This is a genomic window from Nonomuraea roseola (assembly GCF_039535395.1).
Classification (GTDB): domain Bacteria; phylum Actinomycetota; class Actinomycetes; order Streptosporangiales; family Streptosporangiaceae; genus Nonomuraea; species Nonomuraea roseola.
The window spans coordinates 2842957-2863895 of record NZ_BAAAXC010000015.1; the positions used below are offsets into that span (position 1 = coordinate 2842957).

Sequence of the window (20939 nt, forward strand, 5' to 3'; positions counted from 1 at the left end):
TGCTCTCTGGGTGGTGCGATGCGGTGCGCGATCTATGTGGTGCCGTGCGTTGCACTCTCCACGTGATGCGATGCGGTGCACTCCTGGAGCGGCGCCATGCGTTGTGCTCTCCGCGTGGTGCCGGGTGTCTCGTCCCCGAGTAATGGTGCCGTCTTGTAGCGCCGCCCTTCCCGCTGCGCTGCGTGGCGCGTAGGGGATGCACCGAGGGGGAGGGTTGGCGGCTTCCTGGTTCTAGGCGCTCAGGTGTCTCTCGATGTCTTCGATGAAGTCGTCAACCTGAGCCGGGGTGGTGTCGAAGGCGGTCATCCAGCGGACGACGCCGGTGCGCTCGTCCCAGACGTGGAACAGGTACCGCTCCTGCAGTGCGGCCGTCGTCTTCTCCGGGAGGGAGGCGAAGACGGCGTTGGATTCGACCGGATAGGTGATCCCGACACCGGGAAGCGCGGCCACTCCTTCAGCGAGGCGTCGCGCCATCGCGTTCGCGCGGGCCGCGTTCGTTCGCCAGAGTTCGTCCGTGAGAAGCGCCGAAAGCTGTGTCGAGATGAAGCGCATCTTCGAGGCCAGTTGGAGTGACTGGCGACGGAGGAACGGCACCCCACGGGCGAGCGACTGCTCCAGCACCACCACTGCCTCCGCGGCCAGTGCGCCGTTCTTCGTCCCCCCGAAGCTGAACACGTCGACACCCACGTCTGTCGTGATCTCGCGAAGGGAGCAGTCGAGGAAGGCGGCCGCGTTGGCGAGGCGGGCGCCGTCCACATGGAGATAGAGACCCGCTTCGTGTGCTGTCTCGGCGAGGGCGGCGATCTCGTTGGGGGAGTAGCAGGTGCCGAGCTCGGTCACCTCGGAGATGGACACCACCCGCGGCTGCGATTCGTGCGAGTTGCCGAGGCCGCTCAGGCGGGAGGAGATGTCCTGCGGTGTGAGCTTGCCGTCCGTCGTCGGGACGGTGATGAGCTTCACGCCGAGCAGGCGTTCCGCGGCACCGGCCTCGTGGGTGGCGATGTGCGCGGTGTCCGCGCAGATGATGGCGTCGTAGCGGCCGAGCATGAGGGCCAGGCCCACCATGTTGGCACCGGCGCCGTTGAGCACCGCGAACCCTTCCGCGTGGTCGCCGAACTCTTCCTTGATGTGTCGCTCGAAGACGGCGGTACAGGAGTCGCCACCGTAGGCAGGGGCGTCGCCTTCGTTGGCGGTGGAGATGGCGGAGAGGATCGCCGGGTGGACGCCTGCGTGGTTGTCGCTGGCGAAGCTCTTGGGATACAGCGAGTCGATGAGCACATCGCCAGGTTAATGAGCTGACGACGCCCGCGTTCTTGGCGGGGTCTCCTCCGTGTGCCTTGGGAGGGGGTAGAAAGGGGTTTCCGTGACGGCGAGAAGTGGGAGAGGCCGAAAGGGTCTCCTTGGGAGGCTGAGACGATTCTCGCGGGAGGGGGTGGGACGACTTCCTCGAGGGGAGAGGTCGAAGGGCTGTCCTCTAAGTGAGGGGCCGCGTGACATGCTGGGCCAGCGTCTGGCGATGATCCCTGGGAGTGGAAGGTCGGTTACCGGTGGCGTCGTCCAGGGAGCGGGTGCACAGCCTCCGGTTGGGATCCCGTGGGGAGGCTGCCCGGCCGCAGTGGGAGAGCTGATGGACGAGCTGTCCTTGGGAGCGGCTCGGCTTGTCTATCGAGCCTTGCCCCGTGGGTCGCTCGTTTCGCGAGAGCTGGGGCTTGGCGTCCCGGGCTGCCGTCCGCGTCAAAACGGGGAGGCTTCGCCGCCGAATCTGTCCACCGCCGAACCGGTGGCGTCCCCGGTCGATGGGCACCCTTCGAGCCGGCAACTCGTCGAACCGGTGGAATCTCCGACCGGTGGGTCTTCCGAACCAGCGGCGCCTCTGAACCGCTGGCCGTCGAGCCTTTGTCTCCAGAGGCTTGGACGCCGCAGCGGGGAGGGGCGTGGACGAGGGGGTCAGCGGTGGGCGGCTCGTTCGAGGAGGCCTCGGCACAGCGCGCCGAGGTCCTTGCCTGCCGCTTCCACCGCCATCGGCAGCAGCGACGTCTCCGTCATGCCGGGGGCGACGTTCACCTCGAGGAAGTGCGGTTCGCCCGCCGCGTCCACGATGAGGTCCGTACGCGACACGTCCCTCAGGCCCAGTGCCGTGTGCGCCGTCACCGCCATCTGCGCGCAAGCCGCAGCCGCCTCAGGTGACAGGCGTGCGGGGGCGAAGAACTCCGTGTGCCCCGCGGTGTAGCGGGCGGCGTAGTCGTACACCCCCTCGTCGGGGACGATCTCCACGGGCGGCAGCGCCACGGGACCGTCGCCCAGGTCGACCACGGACATGGCCACCTCGACGCCCTCGATGTACCGCTCGACGAGCGCCGTGTCACCGTAGGCGAAGCAGCCCACCATCGCCGCGGGCAGTTCCTCCGCGGTACGCACAATGGAAGCCCCCAGCGCCGACCCGCCACGAGCGGGCTTGACGAACAGGGGAAGCCCGAGGTGCTCGACGATGCGTGACAGCACGGCCGAGGCGCCGAGGTCGTGGAACGTCTCCTTGGGCAGCGTCACCGACTCAGGCGTCCGCAACCCCACGGACCTCACCACCGCCTTGGCAGTCGGCTTGTCGAACGCCACCCGGCAGGCGTCCGGATCCGCCCCGACGTAGGGGACCCCCAACAGCTCGAGAACCGAACGGATCGCGCCGTCCTCGCCGGCCCCACCGTGCAGCGTCACGAACACCGCGTCCGGCGGATCCGCGAGAACGGCCGGCACCAGGGAGGCGTCGGTGTCCCTGGTCTCGACGTCGATGCCGGCCGCGCGCAGCACCTCGCTCACCCGCCGACCGGACCGCAGCGAGACCTCGCGCTCGTAGGACAGTCCGCCGGCAAGCACGAGCACATGTCCCAGGTCGCTCATCAAAACCCCTCCGTAGATCGCCGGCGTCGCACGATGTTCCACCGTACCCGTCCAGCCGGTTGACCAGAGCCCCGCGGCGGTCCGTCCTCTCCATCTTTCTCCTGTACGGCAAGCCACCCAAGCGCCTCCCTTGTCACCGCTGACCGCCCGTCCAAGGGACGCTCCCCGTGCGCGGTGGACCTCCGCCCCAACGGCGCCCCCGGATACCGCCAACCCCGCCGCCAGGGGAGGGGGACGAGCGCGGAGGAACACGAGAGACAGGACCGAGGAACGAGAGAACGCGGCTACGGAGGAAGAGAAGGGGACATGGACGAGAGAAACAGGGTGGGTGAGACAGCGGACGGAGAGAGGGAACCAGGAGACAGGAGCCGAGAACGTGGGGCGGGGAGGTGGGGGCGGCACAGCGTAGGGCCTTGGAGAGACGGCGGCGGTCGGGGTGCGAGGAACGTGGGGTGGAGAGATAGACGGTGGCCCGGTGGCGGTGAGGAGGTTGAGGGGACGCGGATGGAGAGATCGGCGGCGAGATGGTGGCTCAGCGGCGGTGAGGGGTGCGGGGAATCGTGGGGGTGTAGAGGTGGCTGAGACGGCGGCGATGAGAAAGGGGATGCGGAGAACCTTGGGCGGTGAGACGGGTGAGACGTTGGCGGTCAGACGGCGGCGGCGAGGAGGGGCGGAGAAGCGTGGAGCGGAGGCGGCGGCGAGAAGGGGTAGACAAGGGGAGGCGGAGGGACACGGAGGGGGAGAGGTGACGGCGAGGAGAGGGAGACGGGGAGACGAAGACGGGAATCGAGGACGGGGGAGGACAGGGCGGGGACACGAAGACAGGAACTGAGGACGGGGGAGGACGGGGACGGGGAAACGAAGACGGGAGACGGGGAACGGAGACTCGGCGAGGGTGGCGCGAGGCAGAAGCGACGGTTGGACCCTGAGCCAGGGAAGCGGGCAGTCGAGGAAACGCGGGGGCCGGGAAGCGTGGGCGCCAGAAGGACGGGCTCCCGGGGAAGCGGGAGCCAGAGGAACGCGAAAGTTTCGAGCTCTTGAGCCGAGGAGACGCGAACCGGGCGGCGCGAACTCAATCCGCCACTAAAGAAATATGGCGACCGCCCAAGAGACAAGGGCGGCCACTCAAGAGACGAGGGCGGTCACTCAAGAGATATGGCGACGACCCAAGAGGCGACGACCCAAGAGGCGACGACCCAAGAGGCGACGACCCAAGAGGCGACGACCCAAGAGGCGACCACCCAAGAGATGAAGACATCACTCAGAGATGAGAGCGACCGCCAAGAGGCGAGAGCGACCGCCAAGAGGCGAAGAGGTGAGGGCCGGAATCTGGGTGGCAGGCCGTCTGGCGGCGAAAAAACGGGTTTCAGGAGCGCTCTCAGTCGCCTCGCACCCACTGCCCGCCGAAAACCCCCGCCCCGCAGAATCGCTCTCACACAAAAAACGTGAGCACGCCCGCAGCGGACGTGCTCACGTTTTCGACGGCTCTCAGGCCAGATCGGGCCCAGGTGTGTCCAGCCCGTGGTGCCCCAGGATCGACCCCGTCCCGAACGTGTCGCGCAGTTGCACTTCCTGCTCGATCACCCCCGCCAGCCTCCGCACCCCTTCGCGGATCCGATCCGGCTCGGGGAAGCAGAACGACAGCCGCATGTGCCTGGCGCCGCTGCCGTCCGAGAAGAACCCGGTTCCGGGAACGAACGCCACCCGCTCGGCCACCGCCCGCGGCAGGATCGCCTTGGAGTCGAGCCCCTCGGGCAGGGACGCCCACACGAAGAACCCGCCGCCCGGACGCGTCCATGTGACGCCCGGCGGCATCAGGGCCTCGAGGGAGTTGAGCATCGCGTCCCTGCGCTCCCTGTAGAGCTCGCGGAAGGTCTTGATCTGCTCCCGCCACGGCTGCGTGGCGAGGTACTGGCCGACGGCCAGCTGCGTGAAGGTCGAGTGCGACAGCACGGCCGATTCCATGGCGAGCACGAGCTTGTCGCGGATGGCGTGGGGAGCCAGCGCCCAGCCGACGCGGAACCCCGGGGCCAGCGTCTTGGAGAACGAGCCCAGGTAGACCACGCCGTCGGAGTTGTCGGCGCGCAGCGCCCGCATGGGGTCGCCGTCGAAGCCGAGCAGGCCGTACGGGTTGTCCTCGACGATCAGGATCCCGGCGCGCTGGCAGATGTCGAGCACCTGCTGGCGGCGGGCGACGTTCAGGGTGACGCCGCCGGGGTTGTGGAACGTCGGGATCGTGTAGAGGAACTTGATGCGGCTGCCCGCGGCGCGCAGCGCGTAGATGGTCTGCGCGAGTGACTCGGGGATGAGGCCCTGATCGTCCATAGCGATATGGACCACTTTGGCCTGGTATGCGGCGAATGTTCCGAGGGCGCCGACGTACGAGGGGCCCTCGGCGAGTACCACGTCGCCCGGATCGATGAAGATCCGTGTGATCAGGTCGAGCGCCTGCTGCGAGCCGACGGTGGCGACGACGTCGTCAGGGCTGGCGTCGATGCCCTCCATGCGCATGACCTCGCAGATCTGCTCGCGCAGGTGCGGGTCTCCCTGCGCCGAGCCGTACTGCAGGGCCACGGGACCGCGGCGGGCGACCAGATCGGACACCAGCTCGCCCACGACATCGAGGGGAAGGGCCGTGACGTACGGCATGCCGCCGGCGAGCGAGACCACCTCGGGCCTCGACGCGACGGCGAAGAGAGCTCGGATCTCGGAGGCGACCATCCCGGTAGCTCGCGCGGCGTACCGATCGACGTAGGCGTCGATACGCGACCCTTGGGTCGCGGGCGTCCGACCGTGATCCGTCTCTTCTGTCACGGTCCACCTCCTAGGTGTGGCATTGAACCGAGATACCAGAGTACGTCAGAGCGTTGACCCGGCCGCGACCGGGACAGTCCGCTGCCGACATCGTCCCTGAGTTACGATGCCAGCTGGGGACGCGGTATTCGCGCGCTTTTCCGCACAGCAACGATTGGGGCAATAGTTGTCGCGTCGGCTGGCCAACGTCACTCTGGACAACCTCGACGATCTGCCGCGACGGTGCCGGCAGTGCGTCTTCTGGGAGCTCGACCCCGTGAGCGGCGAGAGAGCCGTCAAGACGGGTGATCCAGGGCTGGAGAAGGAGGCCTGGATCTCGTCCACCCTGCTCGAGTGGGGGAGCTGCGGGAAGATCGTTTACGTCGACGGTGTGCCCGCCGGGTTCGTGCTGTACAGCCCGCCGCTCTACACGCCCCGCTCGGTGGCCTTCCCCACCTCGCCGGTCAGCGCCGACGCCGTCCTGCTGATGACCGCGCACATCATCCCCGAGTTCTCCGGCGGCGGGCTGGGGCGGATGCTCATCCAGGGCGTGGCCAAGGACCTCACCAGGCGCGGTGTGCGGGCGATCGAGGCCTTCGGCGACCTGAAGTGGGAGGAGCCGAGCTGCGTGGTGCCCGCCGAGTACCTGCTTTCCGTGGGATTCAAGACGGTTCGGCCGCATCTGCGCTTCCCCCGGCTCAGGCTGGAGCTCAAGAGCGCCGTGTCGTGGCGTGAAGACGTCGAGGTGGCGCTGGAGCGGCTCCTGGGATCCATGAGTCCAGAACGCGCCCTGCGCCCCGTCTGAGCGATCTGGGGGCTTCGCGAGCCCCCGGGCCATCCTGTACGGCACCTGCCCGCGCCGTACAGCCGAAGGCCCCGAGGGGCGAAGCCCCCGGGGCCCGGCGAAGCGGGTCGGGCTAGATGATGCCGTCGAGCTCGCGCAGCAGCATGGCCTTCGGCTTGGCGCCGATGATCTGCTTGACGACCTCGCCGCCCTTGTAGACGTTCATCGTCGGGATCTGGAGCACACCGTAGTCGCGGGGGACGTTGGGGTTCTCGTCGATGTTCAGCTTGACGATCTCCAGCTTGTCCCCGTACTCCTTCGAGATCTCCTCGAGGATCGGGGCGACCTGGCGGCACGGGCCGCACCACTCGGCCCAGAAGTCGACAAGCACAGGCTTGTCGTTCTTGAGGACGTCCGCCTCGAACGAGGCGTCGGTGACTGCCTTCACAGTGGGCTCCTTCGTTAGTTCTCGTTGCTTGCGAGCCAGCGCTCGGAGTCGAGTGACGCCGAGCATCCCGTGCCCGCGGCGGTGATGGCCTGCCGGTAGGTGTGGTCGACGACGTCGCCGGCGGCGAACACACCGGGGATGTTGGTCGCGGTGGTGGGCGCCGCGACCTTGATGTATCCGTCGTCGTCGAGTTCGATCTGGCCCTTGACCAGGTCGGTGCGCGGGTCGTGGCCGATGGCGATGAACAGCCCGTCGGCGGCCAGCTCGCACTCCTCGCCCGTCTTGAGGTTGCGCAGCTGGACGGCGGTCACCTTGTCGCCACCGAGCACGTCGACGACCTCGGAGTCCCAGACGAAGCGGATCTTCTCGTTGGCGAAGGCCCGCTCCTGCATGATCTTGCTGGCGCGCAGCTCGTCACGGCGGTGGACGACCGTCACCATGCGCGCGAAGCGGGTGAGGAAGGTCGCCTCCTCCATGGCGGTGTCGCCGCCGCCGACCACGACGATGTCCTTGTTGCGGAAGAAGAACCCGTCACACGTCGCGCACCACGAGACGCCGTGTCCTGACAGGCGCTTCTCGTTGACCAGGCCCAGCTCGCGGTAGCCGGAGCCCATCGCCAGGATGACCGACTTGGCGTAGTAGGTGTCGGTGTGAGTCTTGACCACCTTGGGGTTGGCCTCGAGGTCGACCTCGACCACGTCGTCGGCCACCAGCTCGGCGCCGAACCTCTCGGCCTGCTTGCGCAGGTTGTCCATGAGGTCGGGGCCCATGATGCCGTCGGGGAACCCGGGGAAGTTCTCCACGTCGGTGGTGTTCATCAGGGCTCCACCCGCGGTGACCGAACCCTCGAAGACCAGCGGCTTGAGTTCGGCGCGGGCGGAGTAGACGGCCGAGGTGTACCCCGCGGGGCCCGAACCGATGATGATCACATTTCGGACGTCGCTCAACGCTCCACGCCTTCCTTCTCTGTTTGCCAGTGGCGTCAACAGATCCTAGGCGTCCGTGATTCCCAGCCCTACCCACATCGCCAGGGGCAAACGAAAGGAGCCCGCACAGGGCGGGCTCCTCGCGTCGGAAAGGGGATCTACTTCCAGTTACCCAGCGTGGGCTTGACGATGTTCTTGCACTTGAACGGGTCGACCACATCGACCCTGACCCGCAGCGCGGTCTGGTCCTTCCACGAGGCGATGATCAGCGCCTCCTGGCCGTTGAACTCGCTCTGGTCCACCGTGAACGGCCTGAGCTTGCTCCGGGCCGCCACCCGCTCGACACACGCCGACACCTTGGGATCGACACCGCCGGCGTCCTTGGAGCCAGGAGCCGCACCCAGGAAGGTGCTCAGCGGCTGCTTGAGGTCCTGGGAGCTCCAGTTGTAGTCGGTGTCGGTCACCATGTAGCTCAGCGCCGGCTTCGACACCGAGGGCTGGGGCAGCGCCTGCAGGCTTCTGCCTGGCGACGGATCGGATCCGCCCGCCAGCAGTCCGGTCGAGAGGCCCGCGGCGCCGACCACGACCGCTGCCGCGGCCGCCGCCACCAGTGGCATCCCCCATCTGCGCCGTCCAGGAGAACGCTGCGCAGGAGGTCGCTGCCCTGCTGGTCGCCGCGCGCCTGGGCGTCGCCCTGAACCGCTGTGCCCCGAGGCGCCGTGTCCGGAGTAGCCGTGTCCCGAGGCGGCGCGTCCCGAAGAGTAGGCAGGGACGAGGTCGCCGTCGTCGGCGGCCGTGCCGAGCCGTACGGGCTCGGGGGTCTGTCTGGTCAGTTCCTCCCAGTCAGGACCGTCGAGGAGGTCGAGACCTCCACCTGCGGCCTCACGAGCAAGGGCCTGGTCGATCCGCATCGCGACACCCATCGGCATGGCCGGTGTGGGAGTCGCCGCGAGCACCTCGCGAACCGCGGCCAGGTCCGCCAGGAGCTCCCCACAGGGGTCGCAAACCGCGAGATGCTCGCGGACCTGTTCGGCCGTGGCAGCGTCCAGGAGACCCTCGGCCAGCTCGGCCAAGATCTCCAGATCGTAGTGCGTGTCACCCGTCACGAAGTTCTGCTCCCTTCGCGGATGAGACGCGGGTCAGGTCTGTTCGGTTCCGCAGATGCGAAAGAATCGGGGCAAGTTTCGCGCGACCCCGTGCACACCGGCTCTTCACGGTGCCGCTGGGCACGGACAGCACTTGAGCTGCGTCTTCGACGGAATAGCCCATCATGTCCACGAGGACGAGCGCCGCCCTCTGGTCGGCTGGAAGCATTTTGAGGGCAGCCGAAACCTCCATGGAGACCTCGCGCTCGCCGGTCTGGTCGGGCATGGGCGTGTCACGCTCGGCCGCCTCGATGAGCTCGTCGTCGGCGACGGGCCTGACCGACTTGCGGCGCATCCTGTCGAGGCAGGCGTTGACCACGATGCGGTGCAGCCAGGTCGTGACGGCCGCCTCGCCGCGAAAGCTGTGCGCCTTCCTGTAAGCGGAGACGAACGCGTCCTGTACGGCATCAGCCGCCTCGTCGGGGTCGCCCAGCGTGCGCAGGGCGACCGCCCACATGCGGTCGCGGTGCCTCTTGACTATCTCACTGAACGCATGCTGATCCCCGTCGAGGTGCCGGGTGAGCAGCTCGGCGTCAGAGAGTGGCTCAGGTGGGGAATTCACAAGGTTTATGCCGTTCCGGGGGAATACACCACTACGTCATAGATGGTGCCACGAAACTTCCCGGCATCCGCAGGAAGACGAGTAAACCAGATCAAAACGTACTGACCGGTTGCGGCCTCGTCCGGCGTCAGGGTGACCTTTCCCGACGCGTCCTTCTGCTTGGCCACCGTCTTGAGGGAGGACAGGTCGGGGGAGTCTCCCACCTTGAGCTCGACGCTGGCCCCTGAGGCGCTGGACAGCGTCGCGATCACATCGGCGATCTTGGTCGGCTTCCCCATGTCCAGCAGCAGCCCCACACCGGGCTTCAGGTTGCCGAGGGTCGCGTTGTTGTAGTTGGTGGTGTGCCAGAAGGTGTCGGGCTTGCCGTCGACGGCGTCGTCGGCCAGCTCGGGATGTTCGGCTCCGTCGTCGCCGAGAGGGTCGAAGCCCGTGGCGTTCGACGGCTTGACGATCTGCGGCTCGGCGGTCGCCGAAGGGGGCGGCTGGCTCTGCGCGACCTCGGGAGGCGCGGGATTGCCGAGCTTACGGCCGAGAGTCCAGGCGCCGACGCCGACCGCGGCGATCACCAAAAGGACCACGAACGTCATCAGCACCCTGTTGAGGGTGCTGGGCTGCTGGGGGGGAAGAGGTTGGGAGACGTACGTCCGCTGCTGGGTGTCGAGACCCTCGGAGCGGGAGACGACGGCGGGGGCGGGCGGCGGTGAAGGCGGCGGCGTGTACTGGATCGTCAGCGGCCTCGCCACGTCGGCGAGCGCCTCGGCCACCTGTCCGGGGGTGGACAGCGCGCTGTGGCTCTTGCGCGACTCGGGCAGCACGGCCCTGCAGGTGATGGTGTCGAGGTAGCCGGGCACGCCCGCGGTCACCTGGCGGGGCGTGCAGAAGTGGCCGTCGCTCATCGGGGCGGCGGGCAGCCCGCCCTCCTCCTCGTCGCCAGGCCAGTGTCCTGTCAGGCCCGCGTAGAGCAGGCGGCCCAGGCCCTCGGCGTCGTCGAGCGCGGGATCGTCGGTGGTGAGCCCCTCCAGCGCGGCGTCGACGGCGACGCCGAGCACCTTGACCGTGTTGCCGGTGGTCCAGACGAGCTTGCCGGGGCGCAGGCACAGGTGGTGGAGGTTGTGCTCGTGCGCGTGGGCCAGCGCCTCCGCGGCCTCGGCCACCAGGACGGCGGCGCGCTCGGGCTCGAGGGGCCCTCCAGCCAGCAGGTCGGAGAGGGACTCGCCGGTGACCCACTCGCTCACCACGTAGGCGAGCCCGTCGTCCTCGGCCGCGTCGAAGACCTGGGTCAGGCGCGGGTCGGTGAGCCTGCTCGCCGCGCGCGCGGCGGTGACGACCTCGGTGACGCGCGGGAAGTCGGGGTCGAAGGTGTGCACCGCGACAGGGCGCGCGAGGATCTCGTCGATCGCCTTCCACAGGGTGGCGCCCTCGGACTCGCTGACGCGGTCCTCGAGCCTGAATCGCTGGGCGAGGCGGGTGCCTGGTTCCACGGTGGAGGCGCTCATGCTTCGATCACCCGCGCGGCCGAAGGCCACGCAGGTTCGCTATGCCGGGTGGATCCGCCCACGCCCCTCCTGCTCCATTCGCCGCCTCTAGTGCACCATGCTAGTGCCGCGCCAGTTCCCACCGGGTTCCCTAACGGCCTACCCGTCCGGCCACCATTCCAACGATCGAGGTGACCTCCGGGATACGCATCCTGTGGGCGACGACCAGATACAGGGCTCCGCCGAGCCCGCCGCCGACGGCCAGAATGATCAGTGAGTTGACCAGGCTCAGGGCCCCGAACAGCTCCTGGACCCCCCAGACGGCCCCCAGAGCCACGACCGCCGTGGGCAGCGCGGCGATGTACATCCTGGTCAGCGCCGAGCCCACGGCCCAACCGCCGAGACCCTGCACCCGGCGGCTGGCCAGCGTCCAGGCCACGATTGCGCCCAGGGCGTAAGCCACCGCGTAGGCGAAGGCCAGCCCCATGACCACGTACGCGGCGGGCAGCGTGTAGTAGGCCACCAGCATGAGCACCGCGTTGACCGCGGTCGTGCCCGCGCCGACGAAGACGGGGGTGCGGGTGTCTCCGAAGCTGTAGAAGACGCGCAGCAGCAGCTGGAAGACCGAGAACGGCACCAGCGCCAGGCCGAAGACCTGCAGCACGTTGCCGATGTAGACGGCGTTCTCCGGAGCCGAGGCGCCGTGCCCGAAGATCAGCACGGTGATCGCAGGGCCGAGCACCATGAGCAGCAGCGAGATCGGCACCATGACGGAGGCGACCAGCCGTACCCCTGAGCCGAACTCGGAGCGGACGTCGTCGAGCCTGCCCTCGCCCACTGCCCTGCTCATCCTGGGCAGCATGGCGGTGATGACGGAGACGCCGATGATGCCGTAGGGCAGCTGGAACAGCTGGAACGCGAAGTTGTACGGCGTGAGGCCGTGATCCTTGACCGCCGCTCCCGCCGCGGTGGCCAGGTTCGTGGTGAGGACGAGGCCGAGCTGCGTGACCACCACGTAGCCGATCGTCCAGATGCCCGCCCTCCCCATCTCGCCGAGCCTGGCGTTGCGCACATCGAAGCGGAGCCTGAAGGAGAAGCCCGCCCGCTTGAGCGCCACGATGAGCACGAGGGCCTGGGCGACGATTCCCGCCGTCGTGCCGAGGCCGAGCAGCGCGAGTTCGGAGGTGGTGACCTTGGAGATGTCGCCTCGGCCCGTGCTGACGACGATGTAGGCCAGCAGGACGCCGATGACGACCAGGTTGTTGAGAACCGGGGCCCACATCGGGGCGGCGAACCTGTCGCGGGTGTTGAGGATGGCGCCGGCGATCGCGCCGACCCCGAAGAAGGCCAGCTGCGGCAGGATGAACCTGGCCAGGGAGACCGCGACGTCGAACTCCCTCGAGCCGGGCCGCCAGTTGGTGTAGAGATCGATCAGCAGCGGGGCGGCCAGGACGGAGAGCACCGCCACGACCGTGAGCGCGAGCGTCGAGATGGTGAGCAGGCGCTGCTCGTAGGCCCTGCCGCCGTCGGGGTCCTGCTGCTGGGCCCGGACGATCATCGGCACCACCACACTGCTGAGCACGCCGAGGATCAGCAGGTCGAGGATGCTGTAGGGGATGGTGTAGGCGGCCTGGTAGGCGTCGCCCATCAGACCGGTGCCGATCGCGGCGGCCAGGATGATCGTGCGCACGAACCCCGTGACCCTGGACACCATCGTGCCCGCGGCCATGATCGCGCTCGCCCGCAGCATTCGGCTCATACGCGCTCGTTCTCCCTAACCTTCGCCGTCTTCGCCAGCCGCCGCTGCGACCTGCGCCGCAGAATGCGCATCACCACCGCGGCCAGCATGACGGACAGCGCCGCCCCGATGATCACCAGCGCGATTCCCGTGTAGCCGGTCGTCCTGATCGTGAGCTTCCGCGGTGCGTCGTAGGCCTTGCCGTCCAGCGTGCGCAGCCGGACCGTCACCGTGGAGTCGCCGCTGGTCTTCGATCGCATCTTGACCTGGATCGTGCCGCTCTGCCCAGGGTCGATGTCGAGCCGCTTGGGCTTGCCGTCGCTGACGATCGTCAGCACGTCGGGGTTGTCGGGGGAGACGTCCACCGTCAGGGAGATCGCCTCCTTCCGCTGGTTCTTCACGCTGATCGGGATCTGACCCTCTTCACCGGCCAGCTCCCGTGTCCAGTCGGCCGCCGCGCCGGTGATGGTGACGAGGCCGAGATCGTCCTCGACGGCCTGGTCGACCTGCTTGACCTCCCTGCTGCCCGTGCCGGTCTTGGTGCGCCACGCGGAGGAGGTCAGGCGCAGCACCGCCCTGTCGAAGTCGGAGGGCCGGAGATCGGCGGTGATCGAGGAGGTCAGCTGCGCCTTGCCCGCCACCCGCCTGACCGAGTCGAGGTATTTCTTGCTGAGCTCGGCCTTGCGGTCATCGTCGGTGTAGACCAGGCCCGAACGCGGAGTGGGGGCCTTGCCCGGCTTGATCGAGTCGAGTGGGACGCTGGTGAGCCAGGGCAGCCCTTCCGCGGTCTTCAGCAGGTTCATGACGTGCGTGGGGTTGGGGTTCCAGCGCCGCGCGGGCGCCACCACCAACGAGCGGGGCGTCGTGACGCCAGGCTCGGCGGCGATCAGGGCGCTCTCCGCCACGAACCGCTGCTTCTGCAGCGTGGAGGAGCCGGCCACCCCTGGTTCAAGCTCGAGCGTACGGCTGAGCCCTGGCTCGGCCAGCAGCGCGGTGACGGGACCCGAGACGCTGTTGATCGTCGCCGCGGCGTCGGGGGTGGTGGTCATGGGAGGGTCGGGCGGCAGGTTGTCGGCATTGAGCAGGACGGTCGACACCTTGCTGACCGTGAGCAGGTCGAGCCCGTCGTCGTCGATCTTGCCCGCGACAGGCCAGGCGATCGAGGTGGGCACGTCCTGCTTGAGCAGCTCCCTGGCGGTGGAGCCCGCGATCGTGACGGCCTTGTCGGTCACCCCGTCGAGCCCCTGGTGGGCCAGGGCCGTCACGTCGGGGTCGGCGTACGGCGTGGCCACCACCTTCTGACCGGCCAACGCCGTGCGCAGCTGGTCGAGCCACTGGCGCGCGCTGGCGTCGGCGGGGCGCTTGATCTTGTCGCCCGACTTGGGCCGTACCTCGTGCGCCCTGGTCATCGCCAGCACGTCGTCGAGCAGCGCGGGATCGACGAACCAGGTGGCGTTCTTGGGCTTGGACTGGGCGATGCGCAGCAGGTCGGCGAGGCGGCCGTTGCCGAGCAGCGAGGTGCGCAGGGTCTCGTCGATGAAGAGGGAGTCGTCGCTGCGGTGCGGCTGGTCGATCATCGGCAGCGCGAACGCCACCTTGGTCTTCGGGATCGGGGGAGTGGTCGGCGGCGCGTAGGTCAGGAAGGTCCGCACCTTGGTGACCGGCTGCCAGTTGTTCATCACCTCCACGCCCAGCGGGTAGACGCCGAACTGCCTCACGCTGAGCGCCGCGGGCGTCGTGACCAGCTCGAAAGGCGCCGACCCGCCCGCCGCGATCGAGGGAATGGTGATCGTGGAGGTGAGCGAGGCGTACTCGACGACGGGACCGCCCGCGAGGTAGGCCTCCATGGCCGCCCTGTCGGCGAACGGCTGCCTGGGGAGCCACAGCCGGATGACCACCGGGCCCATGGGCGTCGTGCCGGCGTTGGTGACCTTGCCGGAGACCTTGATCTCGTCGGTGAGTCGACTCGGTACGTCCGGCGTGATCGACTCGATGGTCAGCTTCGCCTGCTGCGCGTTGACAGGCGCGGCGGCAGCCGTGCTCGCCGTCGTCACGACCGAGGGGGTGAGCAACGCGGCGATGAGGACGGAGAGGAGCGTGGCCTTACGGATCACGCGTCTGCCCGTGGAGGAGTTCGACGCACGCCCGCCATGGTACGGGCTCAGTGCCGGACCGCGACCGCCTCCCGGGCTTCTGCAGGGAGTTCGATGGTCCTGCTCGGCAGGAGTCGCAGCAGGTCGAGCGAGTGCAGACGCAGCGCGGTACGGCGCTCGCCCGTGGGGGTGAAAAGGAAGCCGCCGTCGCCCGTGAGCCGGTCGTCGACGAGGAGGGGCAGGTCGCGGGGGAGCAGCAGCGGGGAGACGAGTCCCGCCGCGTAGTCGGTGGTGGCGTTGACCACGAAGGCGGGGGCGGGCCGTACGCTCCTGACCCTGAGCAGCCTGCCGACCTGGCCAGGAGAGGGCGGATGGGCGACGGTGGAGACGAAGGCGACCACCTCGCGGCCCAGTCTGGCGCGTGCCTCGAACACCGTCACCGCCACGCACCGCTCGGGCTCGGCGGCGATCGTAGCGGGCAGTTCCTCCGCGCACTTCATGGGGCGCGGAAGGCGTACGATCTCATGATGGACCTGGTGTGCGAGGAGCCAGCGGTGGATCGCGAGGGCGTCCTTCATATATGAGCTCCTAGCCTCGTTCCATGGGCCCCCGACGGTCTCTGACCGACGGTAACCCGGACCCTGTGTGGCTCGGGGGATATGTTCCGCAATCAGAAGGACCTATGCAGCTTGTCCGACTCAATTGAGATCTCCCGCAAGATCGCACCAGTGGCGAACGAGCTCGGCGAGCTGTTCGCCGCTCGAGGGCACGAGCTAGCCCTGGTGGGCGGGTCGGTGCGCGACATCCTGCTGGGCCGTATCGGCAACGACCTCGACCTGACCACCGAAGCCAGGCCCGAACGGGTGCTGGAGCTGGTCAGAGACTGGGCCGACTCGGTCTGGACGATCGGCATCGACTTCGGCACCGTCGGCGTGCGCAAGGGCGGCTGGCTGCTGGAGATCACCACCTACCGCAGCGAGTCCTACGACCCCAAGTCGCGCAAGCCCGAGGTCATGTACGGCGAGACCCTCGAGGCCGACCTGGAGCGCCGAGACTTCGCGGTCAACGCGATGGCGGTGCGGCTGCCCACCCACGAGTTCGTCGACCCCTACGGCGGCATGCGCGACCTGGCGGCGGGGTTGCTGCGCACGCCAGGCACGCCCGAGCAGTCCTTCGACGACGATCCGCTGCGCATGCTGCGCGCCGCGCGCTTCGCCTCGCAGCTGGGCTTCACGGTCGCGCCTGAGGCGATCGCCGCGATGACCGCGATGGCCGAGCGCATCGAGATCGTCTCGGCCGAGCGGATCCGCGACGAGCTCGACAAGCTGATCTGCGGCGCCCACCCGCGTGAGGGCCTGCGCCTGCTCGTCGACACGGGCCTGGCCGCCCACGTCCTGCCCGAGCTGCCCAAGCTCAGGCTGGAGATCGACGAGCACCACCGGCACAAGGACGTCTACGAGCACACGCTGATCGTGCTGGAGCAGGCCATCGCCCAGGAGGAGGACGGCAAGCCCGACCGCATCCTGCGCTGGGCCTCGCTCATGCACGACGTGGGCAAGCCGAAGACGCGCCGCCACGAGGAGGGCGGCAGGGTCTCCTTCCACCACCACGAGGTGGTCGGCGCGCAGATGACCAAGAAGCGCATGTCGGAGCTGAAGTTCCCCAAGGACGTCGTCTCCGACGTCGCCCGCCTGGTCGAGCTGCACCTGCGCTTCCACGGCTACGGCACCGGCGAGTGGACCGACAGCGCGGTGCGCCGCTACGTGCGCGACGCGGGGCCGCTGCTCGACCGGCTGCACAAGCTGACCAGGGCCGACTGCACCACCCGCAACAAGCGCAAGGCGCAGGCGCTCTCCCGCACCTACGACCAGCTCGAGGAGCGCATCTCCAGGCTGGCCGACGAGGAGGAGCTGGCCAAGATCAGGCCCGAGCTCGACGGCAACGAGATCCAGCGGATCCTCGGCGTCGGCCCGGGGCCCGTGGTCGGCAAGGCCTACAAGTTCCTGCTGGAGCTGCGCCTCGACAAGGGCCTCATCGGCAAGGACGCCGCTACTGAGGCTCTGCTGGCGTGGTCACGCGAGTCGGCGTGACCATCCGGTAGACCACCGCGCCGAGCAGGTAGCCGATCGTGATGATCGCGACGGCTACCAGCGACTTGCCGTTGGCGGGCAGGATCGCCGCGGCCAGCGCCGCCGCCAGCACGTACATGCCGTTGAACAGCATGTCGTAGATGGAGAAGGCCCTGCCGAGATAGGCGTCCTCGACATCGCGCTGGACGCTGGTGTCGGCGCAGATCTTGACGCTCTGGCCGGTCACGCCGAGCACGAAGCCGGCGATCCACAGCCCCCACGGCTGGAAGGGGATGACCAGGATCGCGGTCAGCACGCCGGCCGTGACCAGCATGATCGGCACCCAGCGCTCGATGGTGAAGCGGTCGGTGGCCCACGGGGTGATGATCACCGCGAGGCCGTAGCCGACGGCGGAGGTCGCCACCACGACGCTGACGCCCGACAGCGCGGCCTCGGCGTCGCCGTTGGTGAAGTAGTAGCGGTAAAGGATGATCCCCATCGCCGTCGCCATGCCGTACATGAAGCGGTGGGTCGCCATCGCGCCCATCGCGGCCGCGGCGGCGCGGTGGTGGATCAGGTGCCTGGCGCCGTCGGCGAGCCCGGTGACCACGTTGCGCATGGCCTCGCGGGCCTGCGGGCGGTCGGAGTCGTAGGAGGGGCCGAGCAGGTCGCGGTGCATCGTGCGGGCGATCAGCGCGCTCAGCCCGAACACCACGCCCGAAGTGGCCAGCAGCAGCGCGGTGCCGGCCGCCTCGCTGCCGAACACCGAGCGCAGCAGCATGCCGAACCCGACGCCGACGAATGTGACGACCGTGCCGGAGGTGGGCGTGACGGCGTTGGCCATCATGAGCTGGTCGCGCGGCACGACATGGGGGAGCGAGGCGCCCAGGGAGGCGAGGAAGAACCTGTTGACGCCCAGGACGGCGAGCGCGACCGCGTAGAAGTACTCGTCGGGCAGGCCCGTGGCCACGAAGGTCGCCGCGACCAGCAGCAGGGCGCCGCGCACGATCGGCGCGACGACGAGAATCTGCCGGCGCGACCATCTGTCGATGAAGACGCCGACGAAGGGGCCGAGCACGCTGTACGGCAGCAGCAGCACCGCCAGGCCGATCGCCACCTGGAGCGCGGTCGTCTGCTTCTCGGGGCTGAAGAAGGCGAAACCCACGACGCCGAACTGGAAGATCCCGTCGGAGAACTGCGAGACCAGCCGGGTGGAGAACAACCGTCTGAAGTCGCGCCCCTTCAGGACCGTGCGGAGATCGGCGGCATAAGACACGACGTCAGCCTAGCCGCCGCTCACGGTCCGAACATCGGGGTCAACCCTGAGATAGCTGGTGTGACAGGTAGGCAAAAGTGTTCCAGGGATACGTCATGATCACGTACGCTACTTTCTGTGACCTCTGACGAACACGTGGTGCTGGTCGACAGCGAGGGAAACGCGATCGGCACGGCGCCCAAGACGTCGGTGCACGGCCCGGACACCCCTCTCCACCTGGCGTTCTCGAGCTATGTCTTCGACCAGAACGGGCGGGTGCTGCTGTCCAGGAGGGCCTCGCACAAGATCACCTGGCCGGACGTGTGGACCAACAGCTGCTGCGGCCACCCGCTGCCGGGCGAGCCGCTCGGCGACGCCGTGCTGCGCAGGCTGTCCTACGAGCTCGGCCTGGTCGTGGAGAGCGTCGACCTGGTGCTGCCGCGCTTCTCCTACCGGGCGGTGATGGGCAACGGCATCGTGGAGCACGAGCTCTGCCCGGTCTACCGGGTGCTGACCACGGCCGCCGCCAGGCCGAACCCCGACGAGGTGGGGGAGGTGCTGTGGATGCCGTGGAAGGAGTTCACCTCGGGCGTGATGTCGGGCCTGCTCGCCATCTCGCCGTGGTGCCGCGACCAGGTGCCGCTCCTCGACGACCTCGGCGCCGACCCGCTCACGTGGCCGTCGGCCCCCGTCGCCGATCTGCCGCCCGCCGCCCGCGGCTGACCCGCTCCCGGCTTCTTGCCGCGCCTGTGGGTCCGCCGGCGGCGCGCGTTCTTCCGAGCCCCTGTACGGCACGCCGACCAAGGCGCCACCCCAGGCGCGGGGCGGGCGTCCCTCCAGGGAAACGCTCCTCGAGCCGGCGTGGCGAGGCCCGTCACGGCGAGACGCCCTGGGTGGGTTCACACCACGGAAGAACGCCGACGTCTCGCCGTTGGAGAGAGCACCCCGTGCCGCTGGAGTAGCGCACGGAGAGGGACCTCGACCACCGGGAGACGTCGGCGCTTACGTCGGCGTGCCGTACGGGATGTCTATCGAGAGACCTCGCCGCGGATGAACTTCTCGACGTAGTCGCGCGCCTCGTCGTCGGAGTACTGCTCCGGCGGCGACTTCATGAAGTAGGACGAGGCCGACAGGATCGGTCCCGCGATCCCACGGTCCATCGCGATCTTCGCGGCGCGCACGGCGTCGATGATGATGCCGGCCGAGTTCGGCGAGTCCCAGACCTCGAGCTTGTACTCCAGGTTCAGCGGGGTGTCACCGAAGGAGCGGCCCTCGAGGCGGACGTAGGCCCACTTGCGGTCGTCCAGCCACGGCACGTGGTCGGAAGGGCCGATGTGCACGTCGGCCTTGGCCATCTCGTGCGGGATCTGCGAGGTGACCGACTGGGTCTTGGACACCTTCTTGGACTGGAGGCGCTTGCGCTCCAGCATGTTCATGAAGTCCATGTTGCCGCCGAAGTTGAGCTGGTACGTGCGCAGCAGCTCGACCCCGCGGTCCTCGAACAGCTTGGCCATGACGCGGTGCGTGATCGTGGCGCCGACCTGCGACTTGATGTCGTCACCGACGATCGGGACGCCGGCCTCCTCGAACTTCGCCGCCCACTCGGGGTCGGAGGCGATGAACACGGGAAGTGCGTTGACGAAGCCGACCTTCGCGTCGATCGCGCACTGCGCGTAGAAGCGGTCCGCCTCCTCCGAGCCCACAGGCAGGTAGGAGACCAGAACGTCCACCTTCGCGTCCTTCAAAACCTGGACGACGTCCACCGGCTGCTCGTCGGACTCCTCGATGATCTCGCGGTAGTACTCGCCGAGACCGTCGAAGGTGTGCCCGCGCTGGACGATGACACCGGTCGGCGGCACATCCGTGATCTTGATCGTGTTGTTCTCGCTCGCCACGATCGCCTCGGACAGGTCGCGCCCGACCTTCTTGGCGTCCACGTCGAAGGCGGCGACGAACTCGACGTCGCCGACGTGGTACTCACCGAACTTGACGTGCATCAGACCCGGCACTCGTGTGTCCGGGTCGGCGTCCTTGTAGTAGTGAACGCCCTGAATCAGCGACGTCGCGCAGTTGCCGACACCGACAACGGCTACGCGTACCGAACCCATCGCACTCGCTCCTTACTCATCTGATGACATATCTTTCGCGGGCTCTTGCGACGCCCTGCGTTCTGTGGCGATCAGCTCGTTCAGCCAACGCACCTCGCGTTCCACCGACTCCAGACCATGACGCTGCAGCTCGAGCGTGTAGCTGTCGAGCCGCTCCCTTGTTCGGGCGAGCGCGGTGCGGACGCCGTCGAGTCGTTCTTCCAGCCGGCTGCGACGTCCTTCGAGGATGCGCAGCCGTACCTCAGCCTCTGTGTGGCGGAAGAAGGCGAAGTGGACGCCGAAGCTCTCGTCCTCCCACGCGGAAGGGCCCGCCTGGGTCAGCAGCTCCTGCAGCCGCTCCTTGCCCTCCGCGGTGAGCTTGTAGACGATCTTCGATCGCCCCGTGACCGCGGTGGGGTGCTCCTCCGCGATGAGCCCCTGCTCGAGCAGCGACTTCAGGCACGGGTAGAGCGAGCCGTAGGAGAAGGCCCTGAACATCCCCAGCAGGGCGTTGAGCCGTTTGCGCAGCTCATAGCCGTGGAGCGGGGTTTCGTGCAGCGACCCGAGCACGGCCAGTTCCAGGACTCTGCCCTGCCCGCTGGCCAATGGAACCGCCCCCTCTCGCGTCGATGTATCGAGTCGATACATCCCGATGATACGTCGCCGCGC

At 68.4% G+C, this 20939-nt stretch carries 17 protein-coding genes; 3 read left to right on the plus strand and 14 right to left on the minus strand.

The window, feature by feature from the left end:
* Positions 1 to 231: 231 nt before the first annotated feature.
* The 3 genes from ABFX55_RS36785 to ABFX55_RS36795 all read right to left on the minus strand — a co-directional run bounded on the left by ABFX55_RS36785 (position 232) and on the right by ABFX55_RS36795 (position 5616).
* Positions 232 to 1278 (minus strand): threonine aldolase family protein, encoded by a 1047-nt coding sequence (locus ABFX55_RS36785; protein ID WP_346127555.1) that lies wholly within the window; start codon positions 1276 to 1278, stop codon positions 232 to 234.
* Between the two features lie 669 nt (positions 1279 to 1947).
* Entirely contained in the window at positions 1948 to 2895 is a 948-nt protein-coding gene (locus ABFX55_RS36790) for a D-alanine--D-alanine ligase family protein (RefSeq protein WP_346127557.1), read from the minus strand.
* Between the two features lie 1488 nt (positions 2896 to 4383).
* Positions 4384 to 5616, minus strand: coding sequence for an aminotransferase-like domain-containing protein (locus tag ABFX55_RS36795; RefSeq protein ID WP_346131367.1), 1233 nt, complete (start codon positions 5614 to 5616; stop codon positions 4384 to 4386).
* Positions 5617 to 5875: 259 nt separating this feature from the next.
* On the opposite strand from ABFX55_RS36795, the gene ABFX55_RS36800 reads away from it, so the two are divergent.
* Positions 5876 to 6493, plus strand: a complete 618-nt coding sequence (locus tag ABFX55_RS36800) for a GNAT family N-acetyltransferase (protein ID WP_183653177.1) — start codon at positions 5876 to 5878, stop codon at positions 6491 to 6493.
* A gap of 112 nt (positions 6494 to 6605) precedes the next feature.
* Here the strand turns inward: ABFX55_RS36800 and trxA are convergent, their stop codons facing one another.
* From trxA to ABFX55_RS36840, 8 genes are all read right to left on the minus strand, one after another.
* On the minus strand, positions 6606 to 6920 hold the full coding sequence (gene trxA, locus ABFX55_RS36805; protein ID WP_312895737.1) for a thioredoxin: 315 nt from the start codon (positions 6918 to 6920) through the stop codon (positions 6606 to 6608).
* Between the two features lie 14 nt (positions 6921 to 6934).
* Entirely contained in the window at positions 6935 to 7867 is a 933-nt protein-coding gene (trxB, locus tag ABFX55_RS36810) for a thioredoxin-disulfide reductase (RefSeq protein ID WP_346127559.1), read from the minus strand.
* A 137-nt stretch (positions 7868 to 8004) separates the two neighbouring features.
* Positions 8005 to 8952 carry an anti-sigma factor family protein gene (locus ABFX55_RS36815; RefSeq protein ID WP_346127561.1) on the minus strand — a complete coding sequence of 316 codons (948 nt, stop codon included), beginning with the start codon at positions 8950 to 8952 and terminating at the stop codon, positions 8005 to 8007.
* Positions 8942 to 9553, minus strand: a complete 612-nt coding sequence (sigM, locus tag ABFX55_RS36820) for an RNA polymerase sigma factor SigM (protein WP_376773230.1) — start codon at positions 9551 to 9553, stop codon at positions 8942 to 8944. The genes ABFX55_RS36815 and sigM overlap by 11 nt, the downstream gene beginning before the upstream one ends.
* 5 nt (positions 9554 to 9558) lie before the next feature.
* Positions 9559 to 11049 (minus strand): protein kinase family protein, encoded by a 1491-nt coding sequence (locus ABFX55_RS36825; protein WP_346127563.1) that lies wholly within the window; start codon positions 11047 to 11049, stop codon positions 9559 to 9561.
* A 130-nt stretch (positions 11050 to 11179) separates the two neighbouring features.
* On the minus strand, positions 11180 to 12787 hold the full coding sequence (gene murJ, locus ABFX55_RS36830; RefSeq protein ID WP_346127565.1) for a murein biosynthesis integral membrane protein MurJ: 1608 nt from the start codon (positions 12785 to 12787) through the stop codon (positions 11180 to 11182).
* A complete protein-coding gene (locus ABFX55_RS36835; protein WP_346127567.1) occupies positions 12784 to 14880 on the minus strand; it encodes a DUF6049 family protein in 2097 nt (698 codons plus the stop codon). The genes murJ and ABFX55_RS36835 overlap by 4 nt, the downstream gene beginning before the upstream one ends.
* A 47-nt stretch (positions 14881 to 14927) precedes the next feature.
* A complete protein-coding gene (locus ABFX55_RS36840) occupies positions 14928 to 15437 on the minus strand; it encodes a YbaK/EbsC family protein (RefSeq protein ID WP_346127569.1) in 510 nt (169 codons plus the stop codon).
* Between the two features lie 81 nt (positions 15438 to 15518).
* On the opposite strand from ABFX55_RS36840, the gene ABFX55_RS36845 reads away from it, so the two are divergent.
* Positions 15519 to 16949: a CCA tRNA nucleotidyltransferase gene (locus tag ABFX55_RS36845; protein ID WP_346127571.1), complete on the plus strand. Its 1431-nt coding sequence runs from the start codon at positions 15519 to 15521 to the stop codon at positions 16947 to 16949.
* Here the strand turns inward: ABFX55_RS36845 and ABFX55_RS36850 are convergent.
* A complete protein-coding gene (locus ABFX55_RS36850) occupies positions 16909 to 18204 on the minus strand; it encodes an MFS transporter (protein WP_346127573.1) in 1296 nt (431 codons plus the stop codon). The genes ABFX55_RS36845 and ABFX55_RS36850 overlap by 41 nt on opposite strands.
* Before the next feature lie 117 nt (positions 18205 to 18321).
* On the opposite strand from ABFX55_RS36850, the gene idi reads away from it, so the two are divergent.
* Positions 18322 to 18906, plus strand: coding sequence for an isopentenyl-diphosphate Delta-isomerase (gene idi, locus ABFX55_RS36855; RefSeq protein ID WP_183653200.1), 585 nt, complete (start codon positions 18322 to 18324; stop codon positions 18904 to 18906).
* A gap of 305 nt (positions 18907 to 19211) precedes the next feature.
* Here idi and ABFX55_RS36860 read toward each other — a convergent pair whose 3' ends face one another.
* Both ABFX55_RS36860 and ABFX55_RS36865 read right to left on the minus strand, forming a co-directional pair.
* Positions 19212 to 20291 (minus strand): inositol-3-phosphate synthase, encoded by a 1080-nt coding sequence (locus ABFX55_RS36860; RefSeq protein WP_346127575.1) that lies wholly within the window; start codon positions 20289 to 20291, stop codon positions 19212 to 19214.
* A 12-nt stretch (positions 20292 to 20303) separates the two neighbouring features.
* Positions 20304 to 20876, minus strand: coding sequence for a PadR family transcriptional regulator (locus ABFX55_RS36865; protein WP_183653205.1), 573 nt, complete (start codon positions 20874 to 20876; stop codon positions 20304 to 20306).
* Positions 20877 to 20939 lie beyond the last annotated feature (63 nt).